Origin of the sequence: Roseibium denhamense (genome assembly GCF_009711415.1) — a bacterium.
Taxonomy (GTDB): Bacteria; Pseudomonadota; Alphaproteobacteria; order Rhizobiales; family Stappiaceae; genus Roseibium; species Roseibium denhamense.
Genome location: NZ_SMLZ01000110.1, coordinates 75,670 through 91,964, shown reverse-complemented (window position 1 = coordinate 91,964; position 16,295 = coordinate 75,670). Strand labels below are relative to the sequence as shown.

16 protein-coding genes and 1 other RNA gene are annotated in these 16,295 nt (G+C 57.9%); 12 read left to right on the top strand and 5 right to left on the bottom strand.

Going from position 1 to position 16,295, the window contains the following annotated elements; genetic code table 11:
* Nucleotides 1-69: 69 nt before the first annotated feature.
* The 3 genes from E1180_RS13775 to E1180_RS13765 all read left to right on the top strand — a co-directional run bounded on the left by E1180_RS13775 (nt 70) and on the right by E1180_RS13765 (nt 2,572).
* On the top strand, nt 70-762 hold the full coding sequence (locus E1180_RS13775) for a J domain-containing protein (RefSeq protein ID WP_283404376.1): 693 nt from the start codon (nt 70-72) through the stop codon (nt 760-762).
* Nucleotides 759-1,541 (top strand): N-acetylmuramoyl-L-alanine amidase, encoded by a 783-nt coding sequence (locus tag E1180_RS13770; protein ID WP_155191795.1) that lies wholly within the window; start codon nt 759-761, stop codon nt 1,539-1,541. The genes E1180_RS13775 and E1180_RS13770 overlap by 4 nt, the downstream gene beginning before the upstream one ends.
* 572 nt (nt 1,542-2,113) lie before the next feature.
* On the top strand, nt 2,114-2,572 hold the full coding sequence (locus E1180_RS13765) for a lytic transglycosylase domain-containing protein (RefSeq protein WP_155191794.1): 459 nt from the start codon (nt 2,114-2,116) through the stop codon (nt 2,570-2,572).
* A 105-nt stretch (nt 2,573-2,677) separates the two neighbouring features.
* Here E1180_RS13765 and E1180_RS13760 read toward each other — a convergent pair whose 3' ends face one another.
* Nucleotides 2,678-3,352: a pyridoxamine 5'-phosphate oxidase family protein gene (locus E1180_RS13760; RefSeq protein WP_155191793.1), complete on the bottom strand. Its 675-nt coding sequence runs from the start codon at nt 3,350-3,352 to the stop codon at nt 2,678-2,680.
* 79 nt (nt 3,353-3,431) lie between these two features.
* Here E1180_RS13760 and pdxR point away from each other — a divergent pair, with 79 nt between their 5' ends.
* Nucleotides 3,432-4,925 (top strand): MocR-like pyridoxine biosynthesis transcription factor PdxR, encoded by a 1,494-nt coding sequence (gene pdxR / locus E1180_RS13755; RefSeq protein ID WP_155191792.1) that lies wholly within the window; start codon nt 3,432-3,434, stop codon nt 4,923-4,925.
* A gap of 33 nt (nt 4,926-4,958) precedes the next feature.
* On the opposite strand, the gene E1180_RS13750 is transcribed toward pdxR, so the two are convergent.
* Entirely contained in the window at nt 4,959-5,609 is a 651-nt protein-coding gene (locus E1180_RS13750; protein ID WP_155191791.1) for a 3-oxoacid CoA-transferase subunit B, read from the bottom strand.
* On the bottom strand, nt 5,609-6,262 hold the full coding sequence (locus tag E1180_RS13745) for a CoA transferase subunit A (protein ID WP_155191790.1): 654 nt from the start codon (nt 6,260-6,262) through the stop codon (nt 5,609-5,611). Before E1180_RS13745 ends, E1180_RS13750 begins: the two co-directional genes overlap by 1 nt.
* Nucleotides 6,263-6,492: 230 nt before the next feature.
* Between E1180_RS13745 and E1180_RS13740 the strand changes: the two genes are divergently transcribed.
* Nucleotides 6,493-7,305, top strand: coding sequence for a 3-hydroxybutyrate dehydrogenase (locus tag E1180_RS13740; RefSeq protein ID WP_280115251.1), 813 nt, complete (start codon nt 6,493-6,495; stop codon nt 7,303-7,305).
* Between the two features lie 6 nt (nt 7,306-7,311).
* Here E1180_RS13740 and E1180_RS13735 read toward each other — a convergent pair whose 3' ends face one another.
* On the bottom strand, nt 7,312-7,902 hold the full coding sequence (locus E1180_RS13735) for a TetR/AcrR family transcriptional regulator (RefSeq protein ID WP_155191789.1): 591 nt from the start codon (nt 7,900-7,902) through the stop codon (nt 7,312-7,314).
* A gap of 62 nt (nt 7,903-7,964) precedes the next feature.
* Entirely contained in the window at nt 7,965-8,534 is a 570-nt protein-coding gene (locus E1180_RS13730) for a carboxymuconolactone decarboxylase family protein (protein WP_155191788.1), read from the bottom strand.
* Nucleotides 8,535-8,844: 310 nt separating this feature from the next.
* On the opposite strand from E1180_RS13730, the gene E1180_RS13725 reads away from it, so the two are divergent.
* The 7 genes from E1180_RS13725 to ftsL all read left to right on the top strand — a co-directional run bounded on the left by E1180_RS13725 (nt 8,845) and on the right by ftsL (nt 16,293).
* A complete protein-coding gene (locus E1180_RS13725) occupies nt 8,845-9,468 on the top strand; it encodes a Crp/Fnr family transcriptional regulator (protein ID WP_196220594.1) in 624 nt (207 codons plus the stop codon).
* A gap of 66 nt (nt 9,469-9,534) precedes the next feature.
* Nucleotides 9,535-10,266: an SDR family NAD(P)-dependent oxidoreductase gene (locus tag E1180_RS13720; protein ID WP_196220593.1), complete on the top strand. Its 732-nt coding sequence runs from the start codon at nt 9,535-9,537 to the stop codon at nt 10,264-10,266.
* Between the two features lie 71 nt (nt 10,267-10,337).
* An RNA gene (rnpB, locus tag E1180_RS13715) (RNase P RNA component class A) lies at nt 10,338-10,743 on the top strand.
* Between the two features lie 203 nt (nt 10,744-10,946).
* A complete protein-coding gene (locus E1180_RS13710; protein ID WP_155191785.1) occupies nt 10,947-13,973 on the top strand; it encodes a hypothetical protein in 3,027 nt (1,008 codons plus the stop codon).
* Nucleotides 13,974-14,429: 456 nt separating this feature from the next.
* On the top strand, nt 14,430-14,897 hold the full coding sequence (locus E1180_RS13705) for a division/cell wall cluster transcriptional repressor MraZ (protein WP_155191784.1): 468 nt from the start codon (nt 14,430-14,432) through the stop codon (nt 14,895-14,897).
* Nucleotides 14,894-15,934, top strand: a complete 1,041-nt coding sequence (rsmH, locus tag E1180_RS13700) for a 16S rRNA (cytosine(1402)-N(4))-methyltransferase RsmH (protein ID WP_155191783.1) — start codon at nt 14,894-14,896, stop codon at nt 15,932-15,934. Before E1180_RS13705 ends, rsmH begins: the two co-directional genes overlap by 4 nt.
* A gap of 2 nt (nt 15,935-15,936) precedes the next feature.
* Nucleotides 15,937-16,293, top strand: a complete 357-nt coding sequence (ftsL, locus tag E1180_RS13695; RefSeq protein WP_155191782.1) for a cell division protein FtsL — start codon at nt 15,937-15,939, stop codon at nt 16,291-16,293.
* Nucleotides 16,294-16,295: the final 2 nt, after the last annotated feature.

The following is a 16,295-nucleotide window of genomic DNA, read 5'->3' as shown; positions in this document are numbered from 1 at the left end:
AAGCCGGATTCGTCGGGGCGCATTTTCATTTGAAAAGAAAATGCCTGTTTTTCCACCTGGAGCGAAAATGTGAGCGTCTGGAGCAGCATTGGCAGTATTGTCGGCGCAATCGGGGCCGGCGGGGCTCAGATTGTTGACCGTCTCGTCCAGTTGGTGCTCGCACGGCCGGAGGGAACAAACACGGTCGGCTTTACGGTCGCCATGATCGCGCTTTCGGCAAAAATGGCCAAAGCCGATGGTGTGGTAACGGCCGACGAAGTGCTGGCATTCCGCGATTTGTTCGAAGTTCCTGAAGCCGAGGAGCGCAATGTCGCGCGGCTGTTCAGCCTCGCGCAGGAAGATGTGGCCGGTTATGAGGTCTATGCGAAGAAATTGGCGGATCTTTTTCCCTATGACCGCAAGACCCTATTGGACATTCTAGACGGGCTTTTTCACATTGCCAAAGCTGACGGCATCGTTCACGAGAACGAAATAAGCTACCTTTCCCATGTTGCGGAAGTATTTGGACTGGATGAACGAGAGTTTTCCAAGGTGCTGGCAAGACATGTGCGCAATGATGGCAACCCCTATGAAGTGCTTGGCATCGGGCCCGATGCCAGCGACAGCGAATTGAAGACGCATTACCGGCGGGAGGTGATGGAAACGCACCCGGACCGGATGATCGCGCGGGGCGTGCCTGAAGAGTTTGTGCGCATTGCCAATGACCGGCTTGCGGCTTTGAACACGGCCTGGGCGCAGATTTGTGCGGAGCGCGGCCTATGAGCGTTGCAACTGATACCGGGATCAAGGCAAAGGTCCACCCGTCTCCCAATCACGGTCAGCGGGCATCCGGGGCGCCGATCGATATGGTCATCGTCCATTACACCGGTATGGAAACCGGGCGGGATGCGCTTCAGCGGCTGTGCGACCCGAGATCGGAAGTATCGGCCCATTACCTTATCGAGGAAGACGGCAGCATTCTTCAGTGTGTTCCTGAAGCGCGACGCGCTTGGCATGCTGGACGCAGCTTTTGGAAAGGCGAAAGCGACATCAACTCGCGTTCCATTGGGATCGAAATCGTCAACCCCGGACATGAATTCGGCTACCGCGCGTTTCCGGATGTTCAGATCGAGGCGGTCATCGCCTTGTTGAAGGATGTCTGCGCGCGCCACGCCATTGAGCCCTGGATGGTCTTGGCACACTCCGACATTGCGCCCGACCGGAAGGAAGACCCTGGAGAGTTGTTTCCTTGGGACCGCCTGGCCAAGGCCGGTATCGGGCATTTTGTCCTGCCGATCCCCATTTCCGGAAGCAGTGTGATGATGCAGGAAGGCGAGACCGGTCAGCCGGTTGAGGCCGTGCAATCGATGTTGGCGCTGTATGGCTACGATATCGAGATCACCGGGGACTACGACAAACGGACCCGCTTGGTCGTGACTGCTTTTCAACGTCATTTCCGGCCGGAGCGCGTCGACGGGATTGCCGATCAGTCGACCATCGACACGCTTTATGCGCTGTTAAATAGCATGCCTGTCTTCAGCCCGGAATCCGGGGCAAGTTAGAGTGTTTGATCATTTGGCGTTGGCTAGGCAGAAAATCCGGCGAAATGTGCCCCGCCCAAGGCGGCGTTCTATTTTCGCCTACCCAAAATAGCCTTCCTGAAAATGACGACCCACCTGGTTCTTGACGCCAAAGTCCTCGGAGCAATTTTCATCCGCAGTTTCACGGGGGCTTGCATGCGGGTTGATGATTGATCCGCAACGCGTGGGCTTTTGAGGGGAGCAGCGTTTGAGCAGCGGCAACAGTTTTAGCCCGCTTCCTGATTGCGGCCGACCTCAGCCGTGTTTCAGGCCACACTTTGCCATCATTCAGTCGTATTCTGCAAAAATCGCAATGTTCTGCCGATTTTTGCAGTAAATTTTCGATATAATTTGAAATAATTCGTGATGGGAAAGCGCCCAATTTCGTCCCATCTTGCGGTCATTTCTCCCTTCGCTTTTTCGAAACCTCAACAAAACCAAAAAGGGCTGGACACTTGTTACGGTCATTCAACACCATCACTCGGGCGCTTTGTCTTTTCGCCTGCCTTGTAACTTTCGGCACATACCCTGCAGCTGCCGATATTAAAACGCACATGGAGATCGCCAAGTCGGGGCCGGGCCTGCTGGGCGCCATGTCGCAGTCTGCTGAAGCCGACGTCAAAACCGGCGATCCCCGTAAAGACAAATATGCGACCCTGATCCGCAAAGCTGCGCGCAAGCACGGCGTTCCGATCAAGATCGCGAAAGCGGTCGTGGAAGTGGAAAGTAACTTCAATGCGAAAGCCCGCGGTCGGGCTGGTGAAGTCGGGCTCATGCAAATCAAGCCCGCCACGGCGCGTGGCATGGGCTACCGTGGCTCTACAAAAGCGCTCTACCGCCCGGAGACGAACCTGGAATGGGGCATGAAGTACCTTGCCGGTGCCCATGAGCGGGCCAATGGCGACTTGTGCGGCACGATCCTGCGCTACAATGCAGGCCACTATGCAAAGCGGATGAACCCGATCAGCCGCCGCTACTGCACCAAGGTTAAGCGGATCCTCGCCTCCAGCTGAGGTGCTGTTATGGCCGCAACGTTGCTTTGATGCGGCTGCCGGATCCTGCATACCAACACCCCGCCGCGGATCCGCGGCGGGGTGTTTTGCTATTTGGTCAATGTTTTAGGCAAATTTACGGGCCGCAGACGGTATCGATGCTGGAACCGGACTGGTGTCTGGAACATCAGCTGCCGCCAAAGGCTGTCCAAGTGCTGTGGTGACTGGAACAACGCCCGCCCAGACATTCGATCCTAGGTCCTCTTTGTCATCCACCGGCCCGCCGGTTCTCACTTTCGTGCTCACATAATCCATTGTAAGGCGCAGGACACCGGTCGCCTTGAGCTCTTTCGGCATCATGGCGCGGCATTCGTCCCACCGGCCGGGCAACAGATGATCCGTGATCGCGGCAAGGGCCATGGTCTCTTCGTCTTCGCTGGTCACCTTGCTGGCCGTTCCGTGAACGATCGCGCAGCGGTAATTCATGGAGTGATGAAAGGCGGACCGGGCGACGACAAGGCCATCGACCAGCGTCACCGTCAAGGATGCCGGAACACCATCCACATTCGCCTTGATGATCCGCGTTGTGCTTGCCCCATGAATGTACAGCACGTCGTCAACCCGGGCATATGCCATGGGGATCACCATCGGCTGGCCGTCATGGATGAAGCCGCAATGGGCGATGAGGCCTTTGTCCAGGATTTGATTGGCGATTGCGCGGTCGTAACCACCCCGGTTCATCTGCCGGATTTTTGCGTAAGCGGGCCGGCCGGCCGTGATTTTCTTGTGGTGGGCGCTCATGAGATGTCCTCGACGTTTTTTCTTGTTCCGCGCCATTTCACCTTTATTCTGGTTCTAAAGAAGATCAGGATTTTCAAAAATGATAGAACCTGTTTTGCCGGATGGCATTTTGACTCTGGACCGGGACAGCGGCGTTGCACTGTCTGAGCAGATTTATCGCGGCATTAGGGATGCGGTGCGGTCCGGGCATCTGCAGGCAGGCACCCGCCTGCCATCGAGCCGGCGCCTTGCGGCCGGTCTGTCCGTTGGCCGGAATACCGTGAACACGGCCTATGAGCTCCTGCAGACAGAGGGAATAATCCGGTCCCGCAGCGGCGCTGTCCCCGTTGTGATGGAAGAACTAAGACTGGAAACCGCGATAGACGCGGCCTCCGGAACACGTGCGCGGCCCGAGCTTTCATCACGAGGGGCGCTCATGGCCGCGGACATGCGCGGGCCCGGATGGGGAGGGCGCCATAGTGACGGTGCCTTGCAGCCAGGGGCACCTGCTCTCGACACTTTTCCGTTCGACGACTGGGCGCGTGTCTTGCGGCGTGCCGCAAGGTCCGTGCGGTCACATAACTTGCAGTACCGGAATTACACCGGACTTCCCGCGCTGAAAGCCGAACTGGCCCGGCATCTCTTGCTTGAACGGGGCGTTCAGGCCGACCCGGAGCAAATCCTGATCACCGCATCGATGCAGGCTATTCTTACACTTCTTGCCCAAGGGCTGGCGGATCCCGGCGATACCGTCTGGATCGAGGAGCCCGGTTACATCGGTGCCCGCACGGCGTTTCATGGTGCCGGTCTGAAAATGGTCCCGCTGCCAACCGATGGTGAGGGGGCAGATCCGGCGGCGGTGCCGCCGGGCACAAAAACGCCGAAGATGATCTACGTCACCCCGTCCCATAATTATCCCCTTGGAATGCGGATGCCGCTGGCACGGCGCCTTGCCCTGATAGAGGCGGCACGGGTCTCAGGCGCAATCATTCTGGAGGATGACTATGACAGTGAATTTCTTTTCGTCGGCCGGCCGGTCGCCGCGCTGCATGGTTTGGCGGAGGCGGAACGGATCGTTTACATGGGCACCTTCGCAAAGAGCCTGATGCCGGGACTGCGGATCGCCTTTTGTGTCCTGCCCACCAGCCTGATTGAATCCATGTCGCAAATGGTCCGGAACTTCGGCTGTGCGGCAAATGTTCAGACGCAGGCGGCCTTGGCCCAGTTTATTGACAGCGGTCTTTATCAAAAACACCTCAAGCACATCCGCCAGATTTATGAAGAGCGGGGGCGCTACCTTGTGGGGACTTTGCGCAAGCGGCTCGGAAATCAGATCGACGTGGACATGCCGACGGGAAATGTGCAGGTCACGGCGAAATTCCAGGACACCGTTGATGATGTGGCTTTGGCAAAAGCCATGCAGGCGAGGGGATTTTCCGTCTCGCCGCTCAGCAATTGCTATATCGGTGGCGGCCGCCGGTCCGGATTGATTATCGGATTTGCCGATGCCACACAGGATCAGGTTGCGGCAGGCGTCGCGGCGCTTTCCGTTTGTCTGGACGACGCCCGGTCTGGCTCTAACCGGCTCGGTTAGGCGGTTTCAGAAACTACTCAATTGGTCCGGTTGCTAAAGCTGCATGGACGGGACTTCGCCGCGAATGATCAGATTGGCTTCGGTTGCCGAGATGACATCGTCGACAGTGACGCCGGGCCCGGTTTCCTTTAAAAGCAGGCCGTCTTCGACAGGTTCAATCACGGCCATCTCTGTGACGATCAGGCTGACCCGGCGCTGGGCTGTCAGCGGTAAATTGCATTCATGAAGGATCTTCGGTTTCCCCTTCGCAGTGTGCACCATGGACACAATCACCTGTTTGGCGCCTGCGACAAGATCCATGGCGCCGCCCATGCCGGGCACCATCTTTCCCGGGATCATCCAGTTGGCAAGGTATCCGCGCTCATCGATCTGAAGACCGCCCAAGACGGTGGTATCAAGGTGCCCGCCACGGATCAGGCCAAAGCTCATGGCGCTATCGATGGACGCGGCACCGGGGACGGCAGTGACAAAGCCGCCGCCCGCATCGGTCAGATCCGGATCTTCCATGCCTTCCGGTGGACGTGCTCCCAGCCCAATCACGCCGTTTTCTGCCTGAAAGAACACATGCACATCCTTGGGCAGGAAATTGGCCACCATGGAGGGAAGACCGATGCCGAGATTGACGAGTGTTTCGGGTTGGATCTCCTGAGCGACCCGGCGCGCTATGATTTCCTTGGCGTCCATCAGTGAGCCCTCTCCAGAAGATGATCGATTAGGATGCCCGGTGTCTTGACGCTGTCGGGCGAAATCACGCCGACGGGCACGATCGTGTGAGGTTCGGCGATCACGGTTTTTCCGGCCATGGCCATGATCGGATTGAAGTTGTGGGCCGTGAGTGAGTATTCAAGATTTCCAACATAGTCCGCCTGATGGGCGGCAATCAGCGCAAAATCCCCGGCCAATGGGGTTTCCAGAAGGTAGTCCTTGCCATCAACCGTGATGCTCTGCTTGCCTTCCTCCACCAGGGTTCCGATCCCTGTCGGGGTCAGGATGCCGCCAAGGCCGACCCCGGCCGCCCGGATCCGCTCAACGAGTGTGCCCTGCGGGACAAGATCCACATCGATCTCGCCGGAAATCATTTTCTGCTGGGTTTCGGGGTTCAGGCCGATATGCGAGGCAATGACCTTCGAGACGCATCCCGACGTGATCAGTTTCCCGATCCCGGTTCCCGGCATGGCCGTGTCGTTTGCAATGACCGTCAGGTCTCTGGCTTCGCGTGCCACCAGCGCGTCGATCAACCGGTGCGGGGACCCGACCCCCATGAACCCGCCAATAAGGAGAGACGCACCGTCGGGAATGAGGTCGGCGGCAGCATCCGCCTTAATTGCCTGTTTCATGCAAAGCACCTGATTTCGTAATGTGATGAGGACGTTAGCTTTAACCACGTGACAGGAAAATGAAATTTGTGCGATGCCGTAGTACTACGCACCGTGCCTCATGGTCTCGCAGCTCCGTTTGGTGGAACTGAAATTCGGTTAGAGCAAGCGGGGCACATGAGCCGAACTTCAAATTCGGGTGGCTGCAGCGCCCGGCCATCGCTTAAGCGCGTGCCAAATCTGGGAGGAAGATGATGACACAAAACCAATTGAAGGGCCGCACCGCACTCGTGACCGGCTCTGTGCAGGGGATCGGTTTGGCGGTCGCCAGGAAACTGGCTGAAGCCGGGTGCCGGATTGCGGTTCATGGCCTCGCCGATCAGGCGGCTTGCGAAAAGGCCGTTTCTGAACTGGAGGCCGCAGGTGCCCCAGAAGCGCGTTTCTTTGACGGCGACTTGAGGGACCCCGATGCAATTGCAAAACTGATGCATGCTGTTGAGGCATGGGGCCCGCTCGACATTCTGGTCAATAATGCCGGCATTCAGCACACAGCCTCGTTTGAAGACATGCCTGCCGCGACCTGGGACGCGATTATCGCCGTCAACCTCTCCAGTGCATTTCATACCATGCAGAAGGCCCTGCCGGCGATGGCCGCGCGTGGATTTGGGCGCGTCGTCAACATTGCCTCGGTCCACGGCCTTGTCGCCTCGATCAACAAAGGCCCTTACGTGGCTGCGAAGCATGGTCTGGTCGGGTTGTCCAAGGTTGCGGCCCTTGAATATGCCACGGCCGGCAGCAAGCATTCCGGCGGTGTGACCATCAATTGCGTTTGTCCGGGGTGGACGGAAACCGAGTTGATCCAGCCGCAAATCAATGCACGCGCGCAGCAGTTCGGCGGAGATCGTGACAAGGCGGTTGCCAGCCTGCTTTCGGAGAAGCAGCCAACGCAACGCACGTCTGATTCTTCGGAAATTGGGGAGGCGGTCCTGTGGCTTTGCAGTCCGCTGGCGCATAACATCACCGGGATATCATTACCGGTCGATGGCGGGTGGACGGCGCAATAACGCCGTTTACGCATTCGCCTCGACGGTTTGAGCGGCGAGTTCTGCAGCAGCGCGAATGTCCTTTGGATCGGCGCCGGTGCGGGCCATGCCGTTCAGGCCAAAGAGTGTTGTCATGACAAAAGCGCTGAGCTGTTCTGCGGAACCGGTGTCGCTCTCCGCCAGCCCTTTGAGGGCGAGATCAACCTTCTCCTGAATACGGCCGGCGATGAGCGCGTTGAGCTCCGCCAGTTGATCTCCTTGCGGCGTACCGTCCAGAGACCGTTCTGACACGTTGGAAAAAATCAGGCAGCCGCGCCGGGTGTCTTCGGCCATCCTATTGCCGATGTGGCGCAAGAAACGCGCAAGGCCCTTTCTGGGACCCGCCGGGTCATCGAGCAGATCCAGTCCTTTTAGCGTGCGTCTTTGGACATAACGATCCAGGACAGACGAGAAGACGGCATCCTTGCTTTCAAACGTCGAATAGAAGCTGCCCCGCTTGATCCCAATCGCATCCTGGAGATCGTCGACGGATGTCGCAGCATAGCCCTTGGTCCAGAACACATCCATGAAGGCGTCCAGGGCCTTGTCTTCATCAAATTTGCGCGGCCGTCCTGCCATGGCGCTTCAATCCAGATAATGTGGGGGCGCAGCCCGCGCAAACGGGCTGCGATCCGTAAGGGTTACTCAGCCGCGGCACGGGCCGGCGGGGTCCACGCAAACTTGTGAAAGACCTTGTCGACCGGCGTTTCGGCAATGTGATTAACATAGTTCGACATGACTTTCTGGGCGAGGCCGAGAATGATGTCGAGCACATTGCGCTTGGTAAAGCCGGCATCGAGGAAGGTTTGAACCTCTTCGTCCGACACGTAGCCACGCTGACGGACAACTTTGAGCGTGAATTCGCGCAGAGCTTCCAGCTTCGGGTCGGCCAAGGGTGTGTTGTTGCGCAGCGCTTCAATGACATCTTCAGGCACTTTTTGCATATGTGCGATGCCGGTGTGGGCAGGGACACAGTAATGGCACTCATGTTCCACGTTGATTACCAGCCAGACAACGTTTTGCTCAACGGTGGTCAGGCTTGTTTCCTGGAAGAGCTGATGTAGACGCTGATACCCGTCCAGCAATTGCGGGGACTCGGACATGACGGCATGCAGACCGGGGATGCGGCCGAAGGCTTTCTGGGACTTTTCAAGAAGCTCGGCGCCGCCTTCCGGGGCGCTTTCCAGTGTGTGGATTGTAAAGTCGGTCATTGTGCTTTCCTTGAGGTGTTTGAACGCTGACGCGGTGTTGCGCTGACCCCAACTTGGATATTTTGTACTCAAAAGTCAAAAATAAAATCTGATCCAGAAATGGCTGAATTTTGCCGTTTTTTGAAAAGCTCTCGATTTCGTGTATTTCCGTGGCCAGTCCGTGACCGGATGACCGTGAGTGCGGGTGAACGAAGCGGGGGCAATCGCGGCATGGGTCCTTGGACCGGGATTGGCCACCTTGAGGCTTGTGCAGATCATGGCTGGTGTGTTTGTCATCTGCACACGGTGTGCTGGCGCCAGGAGGCAGGACATGAAGGAAGCAGAGGCACCTGCCGAGACAGCGGCCGACAACGCAATTATGGCGGGATTCGAGGCATGGCTGAGTCAAGCAGCAGACCTGGATCAGGAGGTGTTTGAGACCCTTCGCTTCGAGGCGCGTGTTGTGCGGTTCGCCGCGGGGGAGACACTCTTGCAGGCCGGTGATGTTCCGGATGATCTCTTTTTCATTTCGTCCGGTCTTGTCAGGTATTACTACCTCACGCCCGCGGGGCAGGAATTCAACAAGAATTTCCTGGCAGGCGGCGGCGTTGCGACAAGCCTCTCCACATTCTTGCAGGATGAGCCCATGCCGTTTTTCATTCAGGCCCTGGAAGATACGGTTTGCGTGGCCGTACCGCTTCATGTTGTCCGGACCATGAGGCACAGGTTGCATAGCTGGGAACGGCTGATCAGCCGTTTCATCACGGATCTGGCCCTCAGCAAGGAGCGCCGGGAGGCCTCGTTTTTGCTACAATCTGCTCTGGAGCGGTATGAGGCGTTCCTGGACGATTATGCCGGCATCGCACATCGGCTCCCGCAGTACCATATTGCGTCCTATCTCGGGATCACCCCGGTTGCCTTGTCCCGGATCCGCGCCCGCCGGGCTGTTTCTTAACCCGGGTTAATGCGCCTGCCGCGCTGCCGGCCTACCCAAGCCTCCATCGCAAAACGGAGGCGGAACATGCAGGACAGCAAGACCATCTTGATTACCGTAGGCGCGATTGGCCTTGGGAAAGAACTGACCAAAGCATATGCGGGGCAGGGGCACCGTGTAGTCATTTGCGGGCGGACGGAAACGGCCTTGCAGGAAATGTGCGGTCCGCACCAAAATGTGGTGCCCATTTGCGCGGACCTTGCCTGCCCCGCGGGCCGGCGGGCACTTGTGGATGCGGTTTATGCCGGGCAGCGGCCGCTTGATCTTCTGATCCACAATGCGGCCATCCAGCTTCCCCACGACTTCCAGCAACAAGGGGGGCTGCTGGAGCAGGTTGAAACGGAACTGGCCGTGAACCTTCTTGCGCCAATCGAACTGACGCTGGAGTTGCTTCCGCTCTTGAAACAATCCGCAAGCCCTCAAGTTGCGTTTGTCACTTCAGCACTTGCGCGGGTCCCAAAGCGGTCGGCGCCGATCTATTGCGCGACAAAGGCGGGCTTGTCCATCTTCACAAGAGCGCTGAGCTATCAGTTGGAAGGAACCGGGATAACTGTGAGCGAAATTGTTCCGGATCTGCTGCGAACCCGGATGGCGGCCGGCCGGGATCTGAAAGCTCTCCCGGTGAAAGAGGCTGCACGGCAGATCGTCAAAGGGCTTGGCAAAGGAGAGACGGAGATCAGGCTTGGGCGTGTTGCTTTCCTTTACACACTCCATCGTCTGGCGCCCCGGTTCGCGTACAGGCTGCTGAAGGCATCGTGACCCTTGTAAAACACGTTTGCCGCCAATCGCTTTGCTTGACCTTGCCCCCAAAGCCGCATAAGCCACGCGGGCCAGTCGGCCGGACAGCCGCTGCCGCTAGCGCCGAAAGGCCGCGGGGGAGGAAAGTCCGGGCTCCACGGAAACACGGTGCCGGGTAACTCCCGGCGAGGGCGACCTTAGGGAAAGTGCCACAGAAAGCAAACCGCCCCGGACCTGGTCCGGAGTAAGGGTGAAAGGGTGGGGTAAGAGCCCACCGCGCACCTGGCAACAGGGGCGGCATGGTAAACCCCACCGGGAGCAAAACCGAATAGGGACAGCGCGGGCCTCGTGCCCAGGCCGGTTTCCAGGCCAGTTGTCCGGGTTGGTTGCGTGAGGCGTCTGGCAACAGGCGTCCAAGATGAATGGCTGTCGCGTCCGCTTTTGATCTTCGGATTTTTGCGGGCCATACAGAACCCGGCTTACAGGCCGGCTGGCTTTTTAAAGAAAATGAGATCGCTCCGGGAAGAATAGCAGGTCTCAAGTTTTATATATATTTTTTTGAAAATATTTTTCATAAAATTTGGTGTAAATGTGGCTGGAATGTCATGATATGACCATGAACAATTAATGAATTGTCCATGTGGTGACGTAATTTGCTGCCTATTTTGCTGATGTATTTACATCAACAAGGCAGGTTTCCCATGGAAGGAACTTTCGAAGACTTTCTGTCGGCGCTATTGGCGTTCGAGTCGGGTTGGGATCGCGACCGGTATAATGCCGGTGTCATTCAGGACTGGCAGCTGGATCAATGGGCTGGAGGCCCGGTGCAAGACCGGTTTCCGCAATATTCGAGCTGGTCGCAATTAACCGATGCTGAGTGGGAGGCAATGGCCTACCAGTCCATGAATTCGCTTGGATTTGTGGGATTTCAGTTCGGTGAAGCGCTCCTCATCGATCTTGGTTATTATGATGACGACCAGTTTTACGGAAACGGTGCCGCCACCAATACCTGGGACGGAACATGGACCGGCAAAAACGGTGTCAATTCCTTCTCCGATTTCACGACCAAGGCAGCTCAGGATGTCGCGATCCAGGAAGCCTTTGGCTATAATCTGCAGGTAATCGAAAACCAGCTCAGCAACAGCGGCCAGTCCCTGAGTGACTACATCGGTCAGACCGCAAGTTATACTCAGAACGGCCAGACGGTGACGGTCGAGCTTACGCTCACCGGTATACTTGCAGCAGCTCATTTGCGGGGGGCCTGGGGTACGGCATCACTTCTGCAAAGCGGAGCGGTCAGCACCGATGAATATGGAACCTCCATTCTCCAGTATATTGACCAGTTCGGCGGCTTTGCCGCGCCATCGGTCGGTGAGCTGATCGCCTTTTACGAGGACCGTTTGACCGGTGACGAGGGGCTTGGAACACCCGATGGCGATTCACCCTCAACACCTGGACCGAATGACCCCGGAAATGGCGATGCCGGTGTTGGCGAAACGGACGCGGATGTGGTGATCACGTGGTCCTGGGGGCAGGATGAAGTCATTTCCGGCTTCGATCCTTCCAGCGACACGATTTTCATAGACTGGATCGGTGCTGCGGACTTGCAGATCAGCCAGACGGCCAATGGTGTTGTTTTCGCGGTGCCGTCCAACAACCAGACGACAACCTTGTCGGGAATCCAGCTTTCCCAGCTCAGTGAGGCCAACTTCTCCATTCTCGACACCGGGACAGCGGCCAAGGTGTTTGGTCTCATCGGCGGAACCGACACACCTGACACACCTGACACACCTGACACACCTGATGTTCCTGATACTCCGGATCAGCCTGATACGCCCGATGAACCGGATGTGCCGGACACGCCAGATGAACCGGATGTGCCGGATACGCCCGGCACACCGGCGCCAGCACCTGACAGTTGGAACGGCACGGCGAATGTCACCGCAGCAACCGCCACGGCCGTGATCACATGGGCTTGGGGCACCAATCAGGTGATCGCAGATTTCGATCCTGCGAACGACACGATTTTTATCGACTGGTTCGGACCGGACGCGATCGATGTGGCTGAGGTGAATGGCAGCGTCGTTTTCACCATGGCGTCCAACAACCAGACCATGACCCTTCAAGGCGTTAGTTTGAGCGACTTGTCACCTTCCAACTTCACGATCCAAAGCGTTCAAACCGGACAAGAGATACTCAGTCAGGTCGGTTCGGGAGATGTTGGGACTCCAGAGACGCCGGATGAGCCCGATACTCCGGACATGCCGGACATGCCGCAAATGATCATGATCACGCCGGATAGCCCGTCACGGGTAATCACGGATTTTGATCCGGCCACCGACATGCTGCATCTGGAAGCCGGTGTCATCGCCGAACGTTTGAACTTCGCCGACTATCCGGAAACCATTGCCGATATCGCTGCCGGGCTCACGGTCCAGGTGCTGACACCGACCGGCGGGATTGCTAGCGAAACCGTCTTGGTTGGTATCGAAGCGTCTGACCTTTCCATGAACAATTTCATGGTGGCCGAAGAAAGCGCGCTGAACGAAGTCGCCACTCTATTGGGCGAAGCGATCATTACGCCGGTCACTGACGGATTTGATGTCGTCTATGACACCGATGGGTCCAATACGCCTGTTCCGGCCGGCCCGAGTGATCTTGGCGGTGTCAAATGGCCAGCGGATTTCGGGGCGGACGATATTGTCGGCTTCAATCCGGCCGGGGACGAAATCGACTTTGGCAATGCCTCCGTCCACGGGCTGATCCTCACCATGACGCCGAATGGGGAGCCGGTTATCGACAACCCATGGGGTCCGGATATGCAGATCCTGCAGGGCGTTCAGCTTTCCGAATTGTCCATCGAGAATTTCGGCGTTGTCGGGAACGAACACCTTCGCCAGGATCTCGGGGGGATCTTGTCCTGGGAAAAGGGAATTGGTCCGCGGGACGCAGACACGGTCTACATCCGGTCGCACGAGTATGGGCAAGGCGAGGTGGTGAACGGCTTCGACCCGGCCACCCAGAAAATCAGCTTTTTGTACTTCGGCACCCGTGAACGGCTGAACGTTGAAGACACACCGGATGGCATGGTGATCAGCTCGCTGCCATCTGGCCAAAGCTTCACCTTTCCAGGTGTCAGCAAGTCGGATCTGATCCCGGGTAATCTCGAGTTCCACTTTGACCAGGTGATGGAAGACAATCTGGAAGCTGCTTTCGGCATCGACCAGAACGATGTGTCGCTGGTGTCCCGCGAGGCTCTTTTGACACCGGAAGCCCCTCCAGGGGCAACGACCGATGGCCATCAGGTCAGGGAAGGTGTCGGAGCTGTGCCAGATACGCCCGATACACCTGACATGCCCGATACACCTGAGGAACCGGTTACACCGCCGGTCACCTCCGATGATATCATTCTTGGCGACGGGGCGGAGACCGTTCAGGTCACCTGGGATTGGGGCCGCGCTTTCGCGGTTCAGAATTTCGATCCGTCGGAAGACATTCTCAACTTTGGCAGCCTGTCGGCGTCTGACGTTCTTGTGCAGGAAACCGGCTCGGATCTTTTGATTACGGTTCAGAACAACGGCGGCCACAGCTATCTGCTCGAGGGGCTGCAAGCCGAGGATCTCTCGATTGCAAATCTGACCGCGGCGAGCTGGAACCCTGTCGTGACCGACAGCGGCGGCATTGCGGAGCAGCTTCAGGCGCTGGGCAATGCTGATTTGCTGATGTAGCCGGACGCAACGCCACCTGGACCAAGTCCTTTAGCCAAGGGAACGCCGTGCCTCCGCACGGCGTTCTTTTTTCTCCACAAGTCTTTGCAGATAGGCAGCTTTTGCCGGGTCCGGCGAGGGCAATTGGTAAAACCTCCGTAAATCTGCGAATCCGATTCTTCAGTTGAGTCAAGGCTTCGTTAAGCATGTTGGAGCTAATGTCAGCCGATGGGGTCGTGTGCGATCAAATCGAGCCGGAATCCAGCAGATTCCATTGACCGCCCATGAATTCCCATGATATCCCATGTTTACCCAGAACGGGGAGCGCGGGCCCATTTCTGTCGGGCGCGGGACTGCCGCGAAGAGGTGCGTAGGGGCGCCCTTCTTGCAAAATGCAAGTCTCGAAGTCTGCGAGCCGTCTTTCGTTCCGGGTGCATTGGGGATCTGAACGGGTGGGGACCCGTTTGAAGGGGACGTATGGCCGGCTTTGTTTCTCACTTTACCAACCGGCTGGATGCCAAGGGTCGCGTGTCGATCCCGGCGCCCTTTCGTGCGGTATTGGCGAGAGATGGTTTTGAAGGGCTCTATTGTTTCAACTCGACCCACAATCCGGCGGTTGATGCCGGCGGCAATCAGCTGCTCGCCGAAATCAAGACGCAGACGGAAAAATTTGCGAAGCTCACGTCCGATCACGACATGCTGGCTGCAGCCCTTTTCGGCGACAGCGAGATCCTCAAAGTTGATGGAGATGGCAGGATGACCATTTCCGACATGATCCGCGAGCAAACCGGTCTGAGCGACCAGGTCACCTTTGTCGGCCTCGACTACAAATTCCAGATCTGGGAGCCGCAGAAATATCGCGAGTATCGCGCAGAGGCCCAAAAGCGCGCGCTTGCGATGTTGTCGGCCCTTGGGCCGGCGTCTTCTCAAGGAGGGCCGGCATGATGGCGCTCGGCAGCAAGGCATCCGGTCTTGAGGCTGGCGGACCAGAGCGTCACGTGCCGGTTCTCCTGGAAGAAGTCCTTCAGTGGCTTGATCCCAAGCCGGGTGAAGTCATCGTGGATGGAACTTTCGGGGCAGGTGGTTATTCCACCGCCCTTCTTGGCAAGGGCGCGAAGGTTGTCGGCATCGACCGGGATCCGGATGCGATTGCCGGCGGCCAGGACCTTGTCCAGAAGGCGCAAGGCGATCTCATCCTGGTGCCGGGGCAGTTCGCGGACCTTGAAACGCATGCCCGTGCCAGCGGTTTCGACGGTGTTGATGGCGTCGTGCTCGATCTCGGCGTGTCTTCCATGCAGCTTGACCAGGCTGAGCGCGGGTTTTCGTTTTTGCGGGACGGCCCGCTCGACATGCGTATGGAGCAATCCGGCCCGTCTGCGGCGGACGTGGTGAACAATTTGCCGGTCCGGGACCTCATTCGCATCATCGGGCTGTTAGGTGAGGAAAAACGCGCCACGTCGGTTGCACATGCCATCGATAAGGCGCGACAAGAAAAGCCGTTCAGCCGGACTGTCGAGCTGGCGAACCTGATCGAAAAAGTGCTGGGGCGGTCGCCGAAAAAGGCGCAGATCCATCCTGCAACCCGCACCTTTCAGGCCTTGCGTATCTATGTGAACGGCGAGTTGCATCAGGCTGCCAAAGCACTGGCGGGTGCTGAGCGGATCTTGAAGCCGGGCGGGCGGCTCGTGCTTGTCTCGTTCCATTCGCTGGAAGACCGGATCGTCAAGCGGTTCTTTCAGGACAGGACGCGGACACGGGGCGGCGGGTCCCGCCACATGCCGGAGGAAGATGTTCCCCCGGCAACTTTTGAAAACCTGACCCGCAAGGCGGTGGAAGCGCGCTCTGAAGAGACCGGCGCGAACCCGCGGGCGCGGTCTGCAAAACTGAGGGCTGGGCGCAGAACAGATGCGCCGGCACGCGATTTGGATATTCATGCAGCCGGTGTTCCGAAACTGGCGGCGTATCATGGGCTTGGGGGCTGAATATGGTTCGGACACTGAACATATTATTCATTCTTGCGGTCGTGATCGGCGCGGCCACCGTTTACGACATGAAGCTCGCCGCGGAAAAATCGGCGGAGCGGGTTGCTGATCTGCAGCGGCAGATCGAAGAAGAGCGCGATGCGATCCGCCACCTGAAGGCCGAGTGGAGCCTGTTGAACAAGCCGGAGCGTCTGCAGAACCTGGTTGAGCGGTACAATGACTACCTCCAGCTTGAAGCTCTCGAGCCAAAACAGATCGTGACACTGGACGACCTGCCGTCCCGCCCGGTGATGCTTGAACCCATTGGCGGAGCCGAGCCGCTTGGCGGTTACGCCGGCTCATCGGCAATGGTCCAGTGAGG